Origin of the sequence: Streptomyces sp. NPDC021224 (assembly GCF_044332905.1) — a bacterium.
Lineage (GTDB): Bacteria > Actinomycetota > Actinomycetes > Streptomycetales > Streptomycetaceae > Actinacidiphila.
Genome location: NZ_JBIRPW010000002.1, coordinates 25605 through 43900 on the forward strand (window position 1 = coordinate 25605; position 18296 = coordinate 43900).

General features: G+C 73.8%; 17 protein-coding genes and 1 pseudogene. 13 read left to right on the top strand and 5 right to left on the bottom strand.

Features of this window, described 5'->3' with window-relative positions; genetic code table 11:
- Positions 1-78 precede the first annotated feature (78 nt).
- On the bottom strand, positions 79-1821 hold the full coding sequence (locus ACH4PY_RS05285) for a carbohydrate-binding module family 20 domain-containing protein (RefSeq protein WP_398176162.1): 1743 nt from the start codon (positions 1819-1821) through the stop codon (positions 79-81).
- A gap of 225 nt (positions 1822-2046) precedes the next feature.
- Between ACH4PY_RS05285 and ACH4PY_RS05290 the strand changes: the two genes are divergently transcribed.
- The 4 genes from ACH4PY_RS05290 (at position 2047) to ACH4PY_RS05305 (ending at position 4743) form a co-directional block, all read left to right on the top strand.
- On the top strand, positions 2047-2577 hold the full coding sequence (locus ACH4PY_RS05290) for a GNAT family N-acetyltransferase (protein WP_398176164.1): 531 nt from the start codon (positions 2047-2049) through the stop codon (positions 2575-2577).
- Positions 2578-2805: 228 nt separating this feature from the next.
- Positions 2806-3165: a CU044_2847 family protein gene (locus tag ACH4PY_RS05295; protein ID WP_398176166.1), complete on the top strand. Its 360-nt coding sequence runs from the start codon at positions 2806-2808 to the stop codon at positions 3163-3165.
- Positions 3162-3977, top strand: coding sequence for a serine protease (locus ACH4PY_RS05300; protein WP_398176168.1), 816 nt, complete (start codon positions 3162-3164; stop codon positions 3975-3977). Before ACH4PY_RS05295 ends, ACH4PY_RS05300 begins: the two co-directional genes overlap by 4 nt.
- Before the next feature lie 7 nt (positions 3978-3984).
- Positions 3985-4743, top strand: a complete 759-nt coding sequence (locus ACH4PY_RS05305) for a hypothetical protein (RefSeq protein WP_398176170.1) — start codon at positions 3985-3987, stop codon at positions 4741-4743.
- Between the two features lie 50 nt (positions 4744-4793).
- Here ACH4PY_RS05305 and ACH4PY_RS05310 read toward each other — a convergent pair whose 3' ends face one another.
- Positions 4794-5363: a TetR/AcrR family transcriptional regulator gene (locus tag ACH4PY_RS05310; protein ID WP_398176172.1), complete on the bottom strand. Its 570-nt coding sequence runs from the start codon at positions 5361-5363 to the stop codon at positions 4794-4796.
- 117 nt (positions 5364-5480) lie between these two features.
- On the opposite strand from ACH4PY_RS05310, the gene ACH4PY_RS05315 reads away from it, so the two are divergent.
- The 4 genes from ACH4PY_RS05315 to ACH4PY_RS05330 all read left to right on the top strand — a co-directional run bounded on the left by ACH4PY_RS05315 (position 5481) and on the right by ACH4PY_RS05330 (position 9694).
- Positions 5481-6707, top strand: coding sequence for an MFS transporter (locus ACH4PY_RS05315; protein ID WP_398176174.1), 1227 nt, complete (start codon positions 5481-5483; stop codon positions 6705-6707).
- A gap of 54 nt (positions 6708-6761) precedes the next feature.
- Positions 6762-7214: an ester cyclase gene (locus ACH4PY_RS05320; protein ID WP_398176176.1), complete on the top strand. Its 453-nt coding sequence runs from the start codon at positions 6762-6764 to the stop codon at positions 7212-7214.
- A gap of 156 nt (positions 7215-7370) precedes the next feature.
- Positions 7371-8483 (top strand): glycoside hydrolase family 19 protein, encoded by a 1113-nt coding sequence (locus ACH4PY_RS05325; RefSeq protein WP_398176178.1) that lies wholly within the window; start codon positions 7371-7373, stop codon positions 8481-8483.
- 218 nt (positions 8484-8701) lie between these two features.
- Positions 8702-9694, top strand: a complete 993-nt coding sequence (locus ACH4PY_RS05330; RefSeq protein WP_398176180.1) for a L,D-transpeptidase — start codon at positions 8702-8704, stop codon at positions 9692-9694.
- 48 nt (positions 9695-9742) lie between these two features.
- Here the strand turns inward: ACH4PY_RS05330 and ACH4PY_RS05335 are convergent, their stop codons facing one another.
- Complete coding sequence (locus ACH4PY_RS05335; protein WP_398176182.1) at positions 9743-10396, bottom strand: hypothetical protein; 654 nt, start codon at positions 10394-10396, stop codon at positions 9743-9745.
- Between the two features lie 702 nt (positions 10397-11098).
- Here ACH4PY_RS05335 and ACH4PY_RS05340 point away from each other — a divergent pair.
- From ACH4PY_RS05340 to ACH4PY_RS05350, 3 genes are all read left to right on the top strand, one after another.
- A complete protein-coding gene (locus ACH4PY_RS05340) occupies positions 11099-12388 on the top strand; it encodes an MFS transporter (RefSeq protein ID WP_398177549.1) in 1290 nt (429 codons plus the stop codon).
- A gap of 34 nt (positions 12389-12422) precedes the next feature.
- A complete protein-coding gene (locus ACH4PY_RS05345; protein ID WP_398176184.1) occupies positions 12423-12803 on the top strand; it encodes a hypothetical protein in 381 nt (126 codons plus the stop codon).
- 96 nt (positions 12804-12899) lie between these two features.
- Positions 12900-13922: a pentapeptide repeat-containing protein gene (locus ACH4PY_RS05350; RefSeq protein WP_398176186.1), complete on the top strand. Its 1023-nt coding sequence runs from the start codon at positions 12900-12902 to the stop codon at positions 13920-13922.
- A gap of 18 nt (positions 13923-13940) precedes the next feature.
- Here the strand turns inward: ACH4PY_RS05350 and ACH4PY_RS05355 are convergent, their stop codons facing one another.
- Complete coding sequence (locus ACH4PY_RS05355) at positions 13941-14396, bottom strand: MarR family winged helix-turn-helix transcriptional regulator (RefSeq protein WP_398176188.1); 456 nt, start codon at positions 14394-14396, stop codon at positions 13941-13943.
- 279 nt (positions 14397-14675) lie between these two features.
- On the opposite strand from ACH4PY_RS05355, the gene ACH4PY_RS05360 reads away from it, so the two are divergent.
- Entirely contained in the window at positions 14676-16142 is a 1467-nt protein-coding gene (locus ACH4PY_RS05360; RefSeq protein WP_398176190.1) for a DHA2 family efflux MFS transporter permease subunit, read from the top strand.
- Between the two features lie 85 nt (positions 16143-16227).
- The gene (locus tag ACH4PY_RS05365; RefSeq protein WP_398176192.1) at positions 16228-16701 is read left to right on the top strand and encodes a carboxymuconolactone decarboxylase family protein; all 474 of its coding nucleotides are present in this window, start codon (positions 16228-16230) and stop codon (positions 16699-16701) included.
- Positions 16702-16787: 86 nt separating this feature from the next.
- On the opposite strand, the pseudogene ACH4PY_RS05370 reads toward ACH4PY_RS05365, so the two are convergent.
- Positions 16788-18296, bottom strand: a pseudogene (locus ACH4PY_RS05370) (hypothetical protein); the annotation flags it as partial.

Genomic DNA, 18296 nt, shown 5'->3' on the forward strand with positions numbered 1-18296 from the left:
CGGCTGACCTAGCGCGAACTAACGGCCGCCCGGCCCGGGACACCCCGGACCGGGCGGCCGCCCGCGTTCGGCCGAACGTCAGTTGCGCCAGGTGTCGTTGAGTGTGACGCTGCCGGACGCGGGCACGGTCGCGGTGCGGTTGGCGCCGGACTCCCACGTCACATTTCCGCTGCTGTCCTTGCGGAGGTACTTGTACTGGAAGGACGTTCCCGCGGGCAGGTTCACGTCGAGCTTCCAGACGGGGTAGGCGGCGGAGGACAGGGGCAGCGCGGCGGAGGTGTTCCAGCCGCCGAGCGCGGAGTTGTCGCCGACGACGTAGATGTTCTGCCCCCACGCCGTGGTGGCGTTGACGGCGAAGGACGCACCTGCCGCCGGGTTCGTGCCCCCGGTGGTGGTGGAGCCGCCGCTGACGCTGCCCGTGCTCCCGGTGGCGGAGCACGATCCCGCGTAGAGCGCGACCGCGTCGCCGGCCCCGACCGTCGCCGTGAACTTCCCGTCGGAGCCGACGGTGTACGGGGCGCCGCTGTGCTGGACGTCGCAGTAGGTGCCCGCGGGCAGCGACGTGCTGAAGGTCTGGGTCAGCGAACCGGCCTCGTGGTTGATCGCGACGAAGCCCTTGCTGCCGCGGCCGAAGGCGATCGCGTTGTTGCCGTTGTCCCACCAGTTGGTGACGGCGGTGCCGGAGACCGCGTTGCGGAAGCCCACCATGTTCGCGATCTGCGGCCAGGCGTGCTGGCACTTCCAGCCGTCGGTGTAGCAGGAGTTGACCTGGCCGTTGTTGGGCGGGCCCGCGTCGTTGTCGGAGAATTCGTAGCCGGAGTAGACGTTCGGGGAGCCGTACGGCCAGGCCAGCATGAAGACGTTGGCGAGCGTGTAGGTCGCGTTGCTCTTGTAGTTGAGGGTCGAGCCGTTGCGCTCGGTGTCCCAGTTGTCGACGAAAGTGCGGGCCTTGTCGCCGGAGAGGTAGCCCGCGCCCCACGACGGGCCCCACTGGCTGAGGTAGGACAGCTTCTCGCTGCCGAAGATCCGCTTGAGGTCGAACGCGCCCTGGAACTCGTCGACATCACCGGTGCCGGTGTACTCGCTCGGCTGGACCGCCTCGCCGGAGCCGTAGATCACCTCCTGCGCCCAGTAGATACCCGGGTTGCTCAGCTTGGACTTGATCGCGGCCAGGTCGCTCGCGGCGATGTGCTTGGCGGCGTCCACCCGGAAGCCGTCCACCCCGAGGGAGATGAGGTGGTTCAGGTAGGCGGCGATGGTGGAGCGGACGTAGTCGCTGCCGGTGTCGAGGTCGGCGAGGCCGACGAGTTCGCAGTTCTGGACGTTGGAGCGGTCGGCGTAGTTGGAGATGGCCGTCCGGCAGGTGTGGAAGTCCTGGTCCTGGTAGTAGCCGGGGTAGTTGTACTTGCTGTACGCCGTGCCGCCGGTGCCCGTGCCCGAGCCCGACGACATGTGGTTGATCACCGCGTCGGCGACGACCTTGACGCCCGCGCCGTGGCAGGTGCTGACCATGTTCCGGAACTCGGCCTCACTGCCGAGGCGGTTCTGCAGCTTGTAGCTGACCGGCTGGTACGAGGTCCACCACTGCCCGCCCTGGATGTTCTCGGTGGCGGGCGACACCTCGACGTAGCCGTAACCGGCCGGTCCGAGCTGGTCGGTGCAGGCCTTGGCGACCGAGTTCCAGTTCCACTGGAAGAGCGTGGCGGTGACGTCCTTGCTGCCTGGCGGTGTCGCGCTCGCCTGCTGCTGCGAGGCGGCGGCGACCAGTCCCGCGGCGGCGACCACCGCGGCGACGGCGCCGTTGAGGACCCTGGATCTCATGGGCGGCTCCTTCAGTCGAGGGGCGTCGGTGGGCGCACCGCCGCCCTGTGAAGGCGGCCACGCGCCAGGCCGCCGGACGAGAGCGGAACCCGGTCCCGCAGGTTCCGGCAGGAGCTTCCTGCCGCGGCGGTGGACACGTCAATGAGTCGGACGGGAAAACTTTCTGTGAGTTGCTGAAAGAACTTGCAGATGCCGCCGGGCAGGGCCTCTGCCAGACTGCCGCGCATGGACGTCCGCCTCGAACCCTGGTCGGAGCGCGCCCTCGCCCTCCTGCGCCGGATCAACACCCCGCAGATGCGCCACCACGTCGGCGGCCCGGAGCCCGAGGACGCACTCCTCGCCCGGCACCGCCGCTACCTGGACATGCCGGCGGCGGGCATCGGCCGCATGTACGCGGTACTGCTCGCGGACGGCCCGGACGAAGGCGAAATGGTCGGCAGCATCGCCTACTTCCGGCGCGAGTGGCAGGGCGAGGAGATCTACGAGACCGGCTGGAACGTCCTGCCGCCCCACCAGGGCCGCGGCGTCGCCGCCGCGGCCGGCGCCGCCCTCGTCACTCTCCTGCGCGACGCCGCACGCGCACCCGGCGCCCCGCGCCACCTGCACGCCTTCCCCTCCGTCGACAACGCCCCCTCGAACGCCCTGTGCGCCCGCCTCGGCTTCCACCTCCTCGGCCCCTGCGACTTCGAGTACCCGCGGGGCAGCGGCACGACGATGCGCAGCAACGACTGGTGCCTGGACCTCACTTCGCTATAGACGGCTCCCGGCACAATGTCCGCGCGGGCCGCACGACGCGGCTACGCCGAATGTCGCAGCGGCGGCGCTCGTCGCCGTCGTCGAGGGGCGCGATGCGGCTGCCGGGCTGCCGGGCTGAAGTCCGCGGTACGGCTCCCGGGGGAGGCCGCGGGCTGGGACGATGGGACGCCGACTCGGCTGCCCGTCAGACGAGTTGGCCGGGTGCGGGAGAGGGGACGGGGCAGGCGTATGGGCGAGGTCAGGGTCGAGACGGTGGCGCTGGACGCCGGTGGGGGCCGGCAGATCGTGGCGCGGACGCGGACGTCCGCGGTGCTGGGGGACCGGGCCGCGGAGGTGGAGGACGCCATCGTGCAGGCCTCGTCGATCGCGCAGCAGTCGCTGGCGCAGGTGCCCGAGCGGGACGGCTGGCAGGTGGCGTCCATGGAGGTCACCTTCGGGCTCACGCTCGCCGCCGAGGCGGGGGTCATCCTCTCCAAGGCCTCCGCGGAGGCGTCCTTCGAGGTGAAGCTCACCGTGGAGCGGACTCCGAGCCGAACCCCGGAGCCCCCGCCGGACACCTCGCCGGACGCCTCGCCGGACCGGTCGTGACCGCCGGGACGGACTACTGGGTCGAACTGTCCCACGGGCAGCGGCGGCTCGGCGCGGGCTTCCTGCTCACCCGGCGGTTCGTCGTGACCGCGCTGCACTGCCTGCGCGGGACGGGCGACGGCGAGGGTGAGGTGGACGTCCTCCTGGCGGACGGCACGCGCGTGCCGGGGCGGGTCTCCCGCCAGGACAAGGAGGCCGACCTCGCGCTGATCGAGATCTCCGCGGGATACGGCCTCGCGCAGCCCGTACCCGCCGCCGGGGTCGCGCGGGGCGGCGAACGCTGGCGCGGCCCCTACCGGCCCGCCCTGAACGACGTGGAGCTGACCGGCTGGGTCGCCGGTGGTGCCCTCCCGTACGACTGCGAGGGCGGCGGCCGTATCGAGGCCCTGCAACTGACCGCCGACCAGCACCTCGGCGACTACTCCGGCTACTCGGGCGGGCCCGTCGAGAGCGTGGAGGAGGGGCAGGCCCCGGCGGTCGTCGGCATCCTGCTGGAGCAGGCACCGGACCGCGCCGACCCGAGCCGCAGCGCCAACGTGCTCTTCGCCGCGACGATCCGCGAGGTGATGCGGCGCTTCGACCACTTCGACGTCGGGCACCTCGTGGACGTCCTGCGGCCGCGGCAGGAGCCGCCGCCGGAGCCGGTGGACGTCCCGCCCTTCCGGCCGACCCCGGCCCACCGCGTCGACACCCTGCTCGAGCTCTTCCAGCAGATGGCCGAGCAGGCCGTCCTGGACCCGGCCGACGTCTCCGAGCTGCGGTATCTCGCCCTGAAGCGGGTCTTCGAGGGGCGGAGCGGGGGCGTCGCATGACCGACGCATGGCGGAAGACGCTCAGCAGCGCGCGGAGGGCCGTGCGGGACGGCCGGGGGCCCGAGGTGCGGGCGGCCGCCGGGAAGGCCTGCACGCGGAGGCGGACCGGCTGGTCGACGAACTGGCCGGGTACGTACGCCGCTTGGCGGCACGGGCCGGTGACGACCACCCCGCCACGCTGTCGGCCCTGGCCGCGCCGGCCTCCGCCGAGTTCGCCTCGGCCGAGGCGGCGGGCGAACGGGAGCGCAGGGAAAGGGCCGTGGGCGTTCTCGCCGTCGCGGCCCAGCGGATGGCGGCGACGCTGGGCGGCCACCACCCCCGCGCGCTGGCGGTACAGCGGGGTCTCGCGGCGGCGGAGTACGAGTTCGCGCTCACGTCCGGTGACGCCCGGCGGCTCGCCGGAGCGGAAGCGCTGATGGCGGAGGCGGGGCGGCGCGCGGAGGGGCAGCGGCCGGAAGAACGGCAGGAACGGCGAGAACGAGCGGAGCAGCCGTCGCCGGGAGCGCCGTCCGGCCCGGCCGGAGCAGCGCTCAGGGACGTGGCCGAGTCGCTGGTCGACGAGATCGATCTCCTGCTGGCCGAGCAGCAGGCCGCCTGCGTCCGACGCGGCGAGGACAGCCGCGCCGTGCGACGGCGGTTCAACGACATCCGCCGCCAACTGCTCCTCGCCCGCTCTTCTCCTGGACGACCGGCCCGCCGCGGCTTACGCGCTCGCCCTCGACGCCGGGCACGCGCTCGGCGAACTGGCCCCGACGCGCCAGGGTGACGGCGGCCGGGCCTCCGCCGCTGAGGACGCCACCCCCGAGGATGCTTCCCTCAACTCCCCCCGGCCGCCAGCCCCGTGACCGTCTCCGCCAGGCGTTCCGCGTAACCGGCTGTCAGGGAAGCGGGGTCGAAGAGCAGCCGGTACCACATGGGGCCGTAGACCAGGTCGACGAGGAAGTCGGCCTCGGCGGTGTCCAGTTCGCGGGGCTCGTGGGCGCGGGCGAGCAGGGTGCGGACGAGGTCGCGGCGGGGGAGGATGAGGCGCTCCCACACCGTGCGGGCGAAGGCCTCGTCGCCGATCGACTCGGCGACCAGCGCGCGGTTGAGGACGCCGCTGATGCCCTGCTGGGCGGCGAACGTCGCGGTGAGCAGGGCGGCGAGGTCGCCGCGCGGGGAGCCCGTGTCGGGGGCGGGTAGGTTGCCCGCCGCGTAGGCGGCGAGGGCGTCGAGGATCACCTCGCCCTTGCTGCGGTAGCGCCGGTAGACGGTCTGCTTCGAGACGCCCGCGCGGGCGGCGATGCCCTCGATGCTGGCTGCCCGGTAGCCCTTCTCCTCGACCAGCGCCATGGTCGCGCGCAGGATCGCGTCGTCGACGCCGGGGTCTCTGGGCCGTCCGCTCATGGGTCCTCCTCACCAGGTCGTTCTCCGGGTTCCACCGTACCCCACTTGACATACGGACCGGACCGTATTTGAATCTCATTACGAACCGCACCGCACCGTATTGAAAGTGAGGGTCCGATGATCTCTCGTCGCCCCGGACCGGCCCTGTGGGCCCTGGCCCTCGGTTACTTCTCCTTCGGCACGTCGTCGCTGGCCGTCGTCGGCCTCGGCGACCCGATCGGCGCCGACCTGCACGTCAGCCAGTCCCGGGTGGGCCTGCTCGTGACCGTGTTCGCGCTGACCTTCGCGCTCACCGCGCCGCTCGCCCCCGTGCTGCTGGGGCGCCTCGGCCGCAAGACCGTGCTGCTGTCCGGGCTCGCGGTGATGGCGGCCGGCGGGGTCGCCGCCGCGCTGGCCCCGAACTACGGGGCGCTGTCCGCCGCCCGGGTGCTCACCGCGCTCGGCGGGGCGGCCTTCGGACCGGCCGCGTCGGTCGCCGGTTCGCTGCTGGTGCCCGCTGAGCGGCGGGCCCGTGCGCTGGCCACGGTCTTCGCGGGCATGACGGCCGCGGCGGTGCTCGGCGTACCGCTCAGCACCAGCCTGGGGCAGAGCGTCGGATGGCGCTGGACCACCGTCGGCATCGCCGGGCTGACGCTGCTCGCCCTCGGTCTCGTCGCCGCCTTCGTGCCCGCCCTGGAGCGCGGCACCCCGGCGACCCTCGCCGCCTTCCCGCCGGTGCTGCGGACGGCCGGTGTCGTACCCGCCGTGACCACCACCTTCGCCTTCATGGCCGCGCAGTTCACCGTCTACGGCGTCATGGGCGCCTACCTCGCCGACCGCTTCGGCTCGGGCACCGGGCAGGTCGCCGCGCTGCTGCTGGTCTTCGGCGTCGCCGGTGTCGTGGGCAACGCGCTCGCCGGACGGGTCTTCGAACGGCTCGGCGGGCCCGCCACCATCACCGTCTCGCTGACCGGGTTCGGTGTCGCCTTCGCGGCCCTGCAGCTGGCCCCCGCCGACCTCGCGGTGGCCGTCGCCGCCATCGTCGTCTGGGCCGCCTTCAGCCAGCTCTTCCAGGCCCCGCAGCAGGCCCGCCTGGTGGCCCTGGTGCCCGACCAGCGCGCCCTCGGGCTCGCCCTCAACGCCTCGTCCCTCTACCTCGGGATGAGCATGGGCAGCCTGCTCGGCAGCGGCCTGCTCCCCGCCCTCGGTGCCTCGTGGCTGCCGGCCGCCGGGCTCGTCCCGCTGGCCCTCGCGGCCGCCGCGCACCGCGCCTCGGGACGGCACCACGCCGTACGGGACGCAGCCCCCGCCCCCGCCGCCGTGAGCGAGGCACCGGCCGCCCCCGCCGCCGCGCACGCCCGCTGACCGACCCGACCCCTGACCACCGCACATCGACCCGCACGATCCGAGGAGCCCGACATGACCGCCACCGCCGCCACCACCGAGCAGACCACCGCCGAGCAGACCGCCGCCGACCAGAACATCACCGAGCAGACCACCACCGAGCAGAACACCGCCCTCGTCCGGGACTTCATGGAGACCGTCTGGAACGCGGGGCGTACGGCGGAGGCCGCCCGCTTCGTCGCCGCCGACCTCGCGCAGCACAACCCCGCGCTGCCCGACGGCCTGGCCGCCCTCACCGGCCTGATCGACACCCTGCACGCCCAGCTGCCGGAGCTGCGCTTCGCCATACGGCGCACCGTCGCGGAAGGCGAACTGGTCGTCGTGCACAGCCTGTTCACCCCGGCGCCGGGCGCCGACGCGCAGGCCGTCGTCGACATCTTCCGGATCGAGGACGGACGGATCGCCGAGCACTGGGACGTCCACCAGGAGCTGCCCGCCACCACGGCGAGCGGGCGTCCCGCCGTCTGACGGCCCGGGCCTCGGGTCCGGACACCGCGGCCACCACCGGTGAATCGCCGGTGGTGGCCGCGGTGTTGCTCCATGATTGGTCCAGACCTTGACAGGTCCAGACCAATGCGGGAAGGTGCGCCTCGACCCCACCGAACCCCCCTAAGGAGTGGTCACGTGTCGAGACAGCGCCTCATCGCGTTCCTGGCCGCGCTCGCGGCGATCGTCGGGCTGGTGATCCTCGTGCCGATGGCCTCCACCGCGTCGGCGGCCACCTGCGCGAGCGCCTGGAGCTCGTCCTCGGTCTACACCGGCGGCATGACCGCCTCGTACAACAGCCACAACTGGCAGGCCAAGTGGTGGACGCAGGGCGAGACGCCCGGCGCCGCCGACGTCTGGGCCGACCAGGGCTCGTGCACGGGCGGCAGCGGCGGCACGGGCGGTACGACCGGCGGCACCGGCACCGGGTGCAGCTACCCGGCGTGGGTCGCGGGCCGCGCGTACGTCACCGGTGACGTCGTGCAGTACACCAACGGCCTCTACTACATCGCCACCCACGACAACCCGGGCTACGACCCGACGATCAGCACCTGGTACTGGAGCCCGTACACCTGCTCCGGCTCCGGCGGCACGACCGGCGGCAGCACCGGCGGCACGACCCCGCCGTCCAGCGGATTCGTGGTCAGCGAGGCGCAGTTCAACCAGATGTTCCCGAGCCGGAACTCCTTCTACACCTACAGCGGCCTGACCGCGGCGCTCAGCGCGTACCCCGGCTTCGCCAACACCGGCAGCGACACGGTGAAGAAGCAGGAGGCCGCGGCCTTCCTCGCCAACGTCAGCCACGAGACAGGCGGCCTCGTCTACATCGTCGAGCAGAACACCGCCAACTACTCGCACTACTGCGACACCAGCCAGCCCTACGGCTGCCCCGCCGGGCAGTCGGCGTACTACGGCCGCGGTCCCATCCAGCTCAGCTGGAACTTCAACTACAAGGCCGCGGGAGACGCGTTGGGCATCGACCTGCTCGACAACCCGAACCTCGTGCAGACCGACTCGGCCGTCGCCTGGAAGACCGGCCTGTGGTACTGGAACACGCAGTCCGGGCCCGGCACGATGACCCCGCACAACGCCATGGTCAACGGCGCCGGCTTCGGTGAGACCATCCGCAGCATCAACGGCAGCATCGAGTGCAACGGCGGCAACCCGGCGCAGGTGCAGAGCCGCGTCAACGCCTACCTCTCCTTCACGTCCCTGCTGGGCGTGCCCGCGGGCAACAACCTCTCCTGCTGAGGCCCGCTCCCCGCACCCCCGGGCGCCCCGTCCCCGCCGCCGCCGCGGCAGGGGCGGGGCGCCCGTGTGTCCGCCTCTCCGCCGAAGGGGTGACCTGCCGGGCATGTCCGGAACCGGCTGCCCGGCCTTAGTATGTGTAAGCGCCAACGTGTTCTCGGGCACGTCCTCCCCACTGGCCGTCGACCGCTCCGTCCGCTCCGCTGCCCGAAGGATCACCCGTGGCCGTTCGCGTTTCCCCGCTGCCCACGCGCTCGCGCGCCCTCCTCGCCGCCGCCGGCACCGCGGGCGCGCTGCTGCTGGCCGTCGGCTGCGGGGCCTCGGGTACGGGCGGGGGCAGCGCGCAGGCGACGGCGGACCGGGACGCGCCGCAGGCCCTCGCCTCGACGTCCGTGCCCGCGTCGCCCTCCGCCTCCGACTCGACGACGCCGAGCCCGTCCCGTACGGCGACGGCGACCGCCTCGTCCACGCCGACGTCCACGCCCACGTCCGGCAGGAGCACGGGCCCCAAGGCCCCCTCCGCCACCGCGTCCGCCGGGAAGCCCGCCAAGGGGTCCGGCACGCAGTCCGCGGGCACCTCCGGGACGAAGAGCGGCGGCTCCTCCGGCGGCGCGGCGGCACCGCACTTCCCCGTCCCCGTCCAGGTCGGCAACGCCACCCAGCTCATCACGGTCGAGGCGAGCGGCTCGTACGCCACCGTGACGGCGTGGGAGAAGGGGTCGTCGGGCTGGAAGGCGCAGTTCAGCACCACCGCGGGCCGGGTCGGCTCGGCCGGGGTCGTCAACGGGACGACCCGCAAGCAGAATTCGTCCACGACCCCCTCGGGGACGTACACCCTCACCGAGGGCTTCGGGGTCGCGGCGAGCGGTACCGCGATGCCCTACCACCGGGTCGGCGCCGACGACTGGTGGGTCGAGGACCCGCAGTCCGCGTACTACAACTCCCTGCACAGCGCCCAGGGCGCGGACTTCCCCCTCACGGAGGCGGGCGTGCGCGGCAGCGAGCACCTGATCGACCATCCCACGCAGTACGCCGAGGCGCTCGTCGTCAACTACAACCGGTGGCCCGCGGTCCCCGGCCGCGGCGCGGGCATCTTCCTGCACGTCAACGGAGCCGGAGCGACGGCCGGTTGTGTGTCCGTGCCGCGCGCGACGATGGACCGGATCATGAGCTGGATCAAGCCCTCGGCCCACCCGCGTATCGCCATCGCGTGACCGCGGACGTGACCGTGGTGCAGAGGAGGATCACGGTGCAGAGGAGGATCACGGGGCCGGGGTCCCGGAGGCCGCCCACAGCTTCTCCAGCAGGCGCATCAGGACGTCGTAGGTCTCGCCTCGCCGGTATTTGATCACCGGCGAGCTGCTGCCGTGGCGGTCGGGCGAGTAGGGCGTCAGGTAGAGGACGCGCTCGGTCGCGACGACCCGGCCGAAGTGCGGGATGTTGTAGCCGCGGACCTCCAGATGGCCGGTGACCAGGAGGGGCGCGAGGTAGTCGTAGGTGGCGGCGATCTGGCGGCGGAGCAGGTCCGTGCCGAACGCCGAGTCGAAGACGTGGAGTTCGGCCTCCCGGTCGGCGATCCAGTCGGCCTCGTGGGCGGGCACGCTCAGCTTCGGCAGCATGATGCGGCAGTGGCAGCGGCGGGCGCGGCTGCGCGTGAGCACCTCCTCGAACGTGTCGCGCTGCAACTCGGCCCCGCGGCTGGTGAAGACGAACACCTGCCGCGCGCGGGCGAGTTCACGCCGGATGTCGAGCCCCGCATCCCGGCCGTTGGCGAACACCTCCTCGGCGTCGAGGTGCAGCAGATGCGCTGCCAGCCCGCGGACGAAGCGGCGCGCCGTCTTGGAGAAGATCCACGCCAGCAGGACGAACAGCACACTGGACACCAGCGATACGCCGGTGTCCGTCAGGAATCCCATCCCGTCCCCCCTAGGGCGTGTCGTCTGGATCTCCGCGGCGTCGCGTGCCCCGGCCGCACATCTTCCCCCTGCCTTCGGCGGGAGGTGCCCCCGGCGCTGTCGTCGGTCGACAACTCCCCCAGAGGCTTCGCCATGGGGGGACCCCCGCCGCGTTGCCTCCCTCCTCCGCCTTGCATCTGGGGGTACCTCCCAGGCGAAGCTCTGGGGGAGCACCGGACCCCGCTCCTTCCTCCACGGAGATCCACACGACAGACCCTGAGCCCGCGCTCCTTCGCCCGTGCCCGCCCCGGTAAAAGCGTGCGGGCGCGCGCCGCCGCCCGTGGTGCGGTGGGCGACGTCGTCACGCAACCGATACGGAGGACGCCCCCCGGCGACGGGGGTGCGTCCGGCGGCGGAATCCGGTGTCGGCGCCCGCCGTTCGCGGCTACGCTCGCCGACGGAGCACGAACCCCGGCGAGGAGCGAGGACATGGTCGGCAGTACGAGCGCGCGCTGACGTCGTAGGCCGTCATCGGCCCGTCATCGCGTGCTGCCCCTGACAGTCGGTGCGGCACAGCGAGCCTTCTCCTTTGCCCGTACCGCCGGTGCGCCGTCCGCGCGCCCGGCGGCGGGTCCGTTCGCCGCACCCCGAGGGACCGCCGTGCCGTACGCCGCCACCCCCGCCGTACCCCATCCCGACTCCGAACTTCCGCCCCCGCCGGCCCTGTTGGGGGACGCGGACTTCCGCCGGCTGTGGGCGGGCCAGACGGCCTCGCAGCTCGGCGAGCACGCGACGCTGGTCGTCCTGCCGCTCCTCGCCGTCCTGACGCTCGGCGCCGGGCCCGGCGAACTGGGCGTCCTCCGGGCGGTCGGGCAGGCCCCGGCGCTGCTGCTCTCGCTGCTCGCCGGGGCGTGGGTGGACCGGTGGCGGACGCGCACGACGATGGTGCTCGCGGACGCGGGCCGCGCCCTGCTGCTGGGGGCCGCCGCCCTGGCCGGACTGCTCGGCGGGCTCGGCCTGCCCGCGCTGTTCGCGCTCGCCTTCGCCGTCGGAGCGCTGTCCGTCTTCTTCGACGTCGCCTACCAGACCTCGCTCGTCCGGCTGGTGCGGCGCGATCTGCTGGTACGCGGCAACAGCGCGCTGGAGGGCAGCCGTTCGGCCGCGCAGACCGGCGGACCCGCGCTCGGCGGCGCGCTGGTGTCCGCCCTGTCCGCGCCCTTCGCCACCGCCTGCGGCGGGCTGCTCTTCGCGCTCTCCTTCCTGTCCATCCGCCGGATCCGGCGGGACGAGGCGATCCCGCAGCGGACGGCGGGCTCGCAGCGGGCGTCGGACCGGCCCCGGGCGGCGGCCTGGCGGCAGATCGGCGAAGGCCTGCGCTTCGTCGCACACGAACCCCTGCTGCGGGCCGTCTGCGCGGCCTCAGCGGTCTTCCAGCTCTCCTTCGCGGCCATGACGACCGTCTATCTGCTCTTCCTGCCACGGGAGCTGCACCTGTCCGGCGCCGTCGTCGGCCTCGCGCTCGCCGCGACCGGACCGGGCGCGCTGCTCGGTTCGCTGCTGGCCGCCCGCCTGCCGCGCCGCCTCGGCTACGGCCCGGTGATCGTCGTCGCGGCAGCCCTCGGCGACGGCGCGTTCCTGTGCGTGCCCGCGCTGCACGGCCCGCCCCGGGCGACCGTGCCCGCCCTCCTCGCGGTCGGCCTGCTCTTCGGCAGCGGCGGCCAGCTCGTCAACGTCGCCCTCATGGCGGTGCGGCAGGCCGTCACCCCCGACGCGATGCAGGGCCGGGCGGCCGCGACGCTGACCTTCACCGGCATGGGGACGGCCCCGCTCGGCTCCCTGCTCGGCGGTTTCCTCGCGGCCGCGCTCGGCCTGCGCACCGGCCTGCTGGTCACGGCCGCGGCGATGCTGCTGTCCCCTGTGCTGCTCGCGCTCTCCCCGCTCGGCCGCCTGGGACGCGAACTCCCGCTCAAGGAAGCGCAGTCGGGCTCCGGGGGCGCGGACGCAAAACCGTAGCCCGCGCGGGCGGCGCCTCCCTACCCTTGCGGGCATGTGCTTCTACGCCGTCGCCCACTACAAACTGCACTACGTCTGCCTCGCGTGCCGGGTGAGCTTCAAGCGGCACGGTGGCGCGAACTGCCCGTCCTGCGGGCGGGAGATGCTGTGTGCCGGGCACGACTTCGCCGCCCCGCGCCGCCGGGACGTGCGGGGGTGGTCGGTGGTCTCGGTGGTGCTGCACGCGGGGCTGCGGTACGAGGGGCTGTCCGGCTGCGGGTGCGCCAAGGAGCCGGAGTACCGGCCGCGGACGCGCGCCGAGGTACGGGTGCGCCGGACGGTCGCCGCGCGCGAGGGCACGCCCCTCGCGGAGGTGCTGGCCCGTCCCGAGCCGGGTGAGCCGATGCCGCCGCGGGGGTCGCGCCGGGCGCGGTGACGTCGGCCGGTGACGTGACCGGCCACCGGGATACCGTCGGCGCACGGGCCGGGGGGCGCGGGACCAGGACCAGGATCACGGGAGAGCGGGGGGCGGATGCGCGGGTGGCGACGGGGCCGCTGGTGGGTGCTGGGGCTGGCCGGGGCCGCCGCGGTCACCGGCGGGGTGCTGCTGATCCTCGGGCCGCTGTCCTGGCTGGTCGCGGGCGGCAGCGTGCGCGCCCTGCACGGCAAGGACCGGGCGGACGCGGTCAACGCCGTCCGGCAGACCGTGCTCGCGGCCTTCGCGGGCGCCACCGTCTTCGCGAGCCTCGCCTACACGGCGCGCACGTACGTCCTGACCCGGCGCGGCCAGGTGACCGAGCGCTTCCGGGCCTCCGTCGAGCAGCTCGCCTCCCCGCACACCGAGGTGCGGCTCGGCGGCATCTACAGCCTGGAGCACGTGCTCACCGAGTCGGAGCAGGACCATGACGCGGTGGTCGGCGTGCTCGCCGCGTACGTACGCAACCGGACCGGCGCGGCGCTCGGCCCGTCCGCCGGGCTGCCCGCCGTACGCAACGCGGGGCGGCCGGTGCCGGAGTGGGGGACGCAGCCCCCGCAGGACGTGCAGGCCGCGGTCGAGGTGCTGGCGCGCCGGCCGCCGCGCGCGGAGGCCCGCCGGGTGGATCTGCGGGGGGCCGTGCTGGTGGGGCTGAGTCTGCGCGCGTTCGAGTTCGCGGCGCCGCCGCGGCTCTCGCCGATGTTCCTGACGTGGGCGGATCTGCGGCGGGCCGACCTGCGCGGGGCGGACTTCCAGCGCTCGATCCTGAACTCCGCCGATCTGCGCGCGGCCGTCCTGGCCGGGGCCCGGCTCGGCGGCGTCCCCCTGGCCGGTGCCGATCTGCGCGAGGCGAACCTGGTGGACGCCGACTTGCGGGACGCCGATCTCGGCCGGGCCGACCTGCGCGACGCGACCGGGCTCACCGCCGGGCAGCTCGCGGGCGCCCACCTCGACGCGGGGACCCGGCTGCCGGCCGAGCTGGCCGCCGACCCGTGGGTGGCCGCCCGGCTCGCGGACTGCGCGGCCTGGACGCCGGTCCGCACGTCGAACGGCCCGCCTCCCACGCCCCGTCCGCTCTGACCGGCGCGCCGGAGCCCCTCACTCCACCGGTCCCGGCGGGGCGTCCGGCACCGACGCGCGCAGTTTCGCCAGCAGCTCCAGCAGCAGTGTGCGCTGCTCACCGCTCAGGCTCGCGGTGGCCGTCGCGAGCGCGGCGCGGTCGATCTCCTCGGCCCGCGCGTGCGTCGTACGCCCGACGTCGGTGAGCTTGAGCAGGAAGGCCCGGCGGTCGGTGGGGTGCCGCCGGCGCTCGACCAGGCCCTCCCGCTCCAGGGCGTCGACGAGCGAGGTCACGGTGCGGGCGGCGACGCCGAGCGCGTCGCCGAGGTCGCGCATGCGCAGCGGCTCGTCCGTGGTGGACAGGGCCCTGAGCAGGCGCAGCCGGGACACGGACAGGCCGTGGCAGTGCAGTTGCGCGTCGACGTACGTGCGCAGCCGCACCGTCGTCCTGAAGAGGTCGTCGACCAGTACGTCGCTGCTCCGGATGTCCACCACTGGGTCCCGTACCGCTCCTTCCGCGCCCCGTGAGGATGGCGCGTTCCCGTGCTGTGCAGTGTTGTGTGCCGACTCATAGTGAGTAGACTCAGCATATCGGGCGCGCGGCTCGATCCGTCCGTGCGCCCGTTCATGCCCGCACGCGCACGTACACGTACGTACACCCGTAAGCGATTACGGTTCACCTCGCCGTTCCGCTGCCCCGCCGTTTTCCCGCGGCGCACCACGTCTGCACCCACACCCGCCACGCACGCCCCGGGCCCCCGGGGGAGGAGGACCATGCCCGGCCGACGCCTCAACCAGCGCCTGGTCGTCCCCACCATGTTCGTCGCCACGTTCTTCCTCGTGGTGATGGACGGGGCGATCACGACCGTCGCGCTGCCCTCGATCGCCCACCAGTTCGGTGTGACGGCGGCCGGGGCGGACAGCGTCGCCGTGGTCTACCCGGTGTGCGTGGGCATCACCATCCCCGTCTCCGGCTGGCTCGGCGACCGCTTCGGCGGCAAGCCCGTGCTGCTGTCGGCGATGGGCCTGTTCACGCTCGCCAGCGCGCTGTGCGGGATGGCCGACAGCCTCGGCCAGCTCGTCGTCTTCCGCGGGCTCCAGGGCCTGTCGGGCGGCCTGCTCACCCCGGTCGCGGCGGCGATGCTGTTCCGCACGTTCAGCCCCGCCGAGCGGGTCCGGGCCTCCCGCGTCATGATCATCCCGCAGCAGATGGCCCCGGCGGTCGCGCCCATGCTCGGCGGCGTCCTCGTCGACAGCATCTCCTGGCGCTGGGTCTTCTACGTCAACCTCCCCTTCGGCATCGCCGCCCTCCTCTTCGGCCTGCTCTTCCTCGACAACCCCCGGCACGGCGACCCCGGCCGCCTCGACATCCCCGGCCTGCTGCTGTCCGCGGGCGCGCTGTCGCTGCTCATGTACGGGGTCTGCGAGGGCGCCCGGCAGGGCTGGGGCAGCCCGCTCATCGCCGGAAGCCTCGCGCTCGGTGCCGCCTTCCTCGTGGCGACCGTCGTCGTCGAACTCCGCAAGCCCGCGCCCGCGCTGCGGCTGCGGCTCTTCAAGGACGCGCTCTTCCGCGACACCAAGATCCTCGGCCTCATCGGCGTCGTCCCCTTCATGGGCGCGATGTACGCGGCGCCGCTCTTCCTCCAGGAGGCGCGCGGCGCGAGCGCCCTCCAGTCCGGCAGCGCGACCTTCACCGAGGCCTTCGGTGTGCTGCTCACCGTCCAGCTCGCCGCCCGCGTCTTCGACCGCTTCGGGCCGCGGCTGATCATCGCGAGCGGCCTCGCGGTCGTCGCCGCCGTGCTGGCCGTGATGACGGCGACGGTCGGCGCGGACACCGGGACGTGGTCCTTCCGGATCTACATGTTCCTGCTGGGACTGGGCATGGGCGCGGTCTTCATGCCGCTCACCGTCGCCTCGTTCGCGACGATCGGCAAGGAGGACATGGGCCAGGCCTCGACCCTCGGCAGCGTCATCAGCCAGCTCTCCATGGCCCTGGCCCCCGCGCTCGTCGCGACCCTGCTGATCGTCAACACCTCCTCCGCCGAGCGCATCGCCCCGCCCTCCGCCTACCACACGGTCTACCTCGTGCTCACGGTCATGGCCGTCGTCTCCGTCCTCTTCACGCTCACCATCAAGGACGCCCCCGCGCGGCACGCCCCGCCCCCCGCCGCGGGCGGCTCCCGGGGCCCGCGCACCCCGTTCCGCCGCCGGGCGGAGGCGGGCAGCGCGGAACTGGGCTGAGCGGGCCTGTTACGTTCCCGGGCGGCTCCTCGTCGCAGAAGTGGAAGCAGCAACCACGCCTCACGAGGACGAGAGGGAGGGCCCCATGGGACCCCGGATCAACGCGCTCGGCACGGAAACGGGCCAGAAGCTCGTCAAGCACATGGTGGCGAGCGACCGGGCACTGCGCGGCGCGGACCTGCCCGCCGGACTGCGGGAACTGGTCAACATCCGCGCCAGCCAGATCAACGGCTGCGGCGGCTGCCTCGACATGCACGTCAAGGAGGCCGCCGCGGCAGGCGAGACGACACTGCGGCTCAGCCTCGTCGCCGCCTGGCGCGAGACCACCGTCTTCACCGAGGCCGAGCGCGCCGCCCTCGACCTCACCGAGTACGGCACCCGCCTCGCCGACTCCGCGGGCGTCCCGGACGACGTGTGGGCGGCCGTGGCCAAGCACTTCGACGAGGACCAACTGACCGCGCTGGTCGGCCAGATCGCCCTGATCAACGCCTTCAACCGGCTGAACGTGATCATCCGCCAGCCGGGCGGCGACTACGTGGTGGGACAGCTCCCGCACTGAGCGGATGCCCCTGCGGGGGCTCGTGCACCGATACGTGGCCGGGCGGGCCGTTGCCGGATGCGCAACGGCCCGCCCGACGCGTGGTGTCACGCCTGGCAGACCGCGAAACGCGTCGCGCCCTCGCCGCTCTGCGCCGCAGGATCGGTCGTGACGGTCACACCGACGTACGGGTGCCTGGAGTCGGGCTTGAAGCTGTAGTTGCCGGTGAAGGTGTAACTGCCCGCACCCGCGGGGAACTTCGCCGTCTGCGTCGGGGTCATCGCGGACGCGCCCCGCGCCCGGCCCGAATCACTGCGCCACCACGTGAGCTTGAGCGTGCCCGACGCGCTGCCGTCGTAGCTGACGACGATCTTCGCCGAGGCGTGGCTGGCACCGCCCCCCTGGCCCAGGGTGCACGCCAGGTCCTCGACCCGCACGCTCGCCACCTTCGGCCCACCCGACTTCGGCGGGGCGGCGGGCGCGTGCGTGGCCGGCGCCTTGGTCGGCGCCTTCGTCGCGTGCGGCGACGGGCTCGTGGTCGTCGGCCTCGCGGTGGGGCTCGACGTGGCACTGGCGCTCGGCGACGCCGTGGTCGGCGCCGCGGAGGGGGACGCACCGGCCTTTGACGGTACGGCCGCGGTCGTCGTGGGGGCCGCCGAATCGACCGCGGGGTCGTCGCTGCCGCTGCTGCTCACCACGGCGGTGAGAGCGATCGCGGCCGCGACGACGACCGCCGCGGCCGCGATGAGCAGCACCCGCGCCCGCCGCCCGAACCGCGGCTCCTTCACCGCGCCGGGCTCCCCGTCACCGCCCTCGGAGCCGCCGCCCGCCTCGACGCTGCCGAAGCCCTGCCGCTGCAGGTAGCCGGGCACGGCGACGGGGGCGGTCGCCGCGCTTTCGGCGGCGGGGGACGGGGGTACGGATGCGGATACGGGTGCGGTTGGGGCTTCGGCGGGGGCTGCGGCTGTGGCTTCGGCTGCGGCGGGTTGGGCCTGGTCGGTCTGCTCGGCCTGGTCGGGGGCTGCGGTGGGCTGCTCGGGGGTTGCCTCCGCCGTGGCCGCGTCGGCGGGCTGCGGGGGCGTAGCGGCTGCGGGCCCGGCCTCGGCGTTCGCCGTACCCGCGGCGGCTGCGGTCGCGGCTGCCGCCGCCGGGGCCGCCTTCTTCGTTGCCGCCTTGCGCGCGGGCGCGGGCTTCTGCGCGGCGGTCTTGCCCGCGGCGGCGGACTTGCGCGCGGGGGCCTTCTTCGCCGTCGTCGCCTTCTTCGCCGACTTCCCCGGCGCGTCCTTCTGCGGCTCGCCCTCGGCGGCGGGCGCGGCGCCCTGCGCGGACGCGTCCTCGGCGGAGGCGGCTTGCGCCTGGGCACCCTTCCGTGCCGCAGCTTTCTTCGCGGCGGTCGGCTGGGGGGCCTTGGCGGCGGCCGACTTCTTCCGCGGCCCGATCGCGATCTGCATGGTCGGAGCGTCCAGCCCGGCCCCGTCACCCTGCACGACGGGCGCGGCCTCGGGTTGCGGCTCGGCGGCCTGCGTACCGGTGTTCGCGGTCGCCGACTTGCGGGCGGCGGCGGTCCTGCGGGTGGTCGTGGTCTTGGCGGTGGGCGCGGCTTGGGGCTGGGCGCT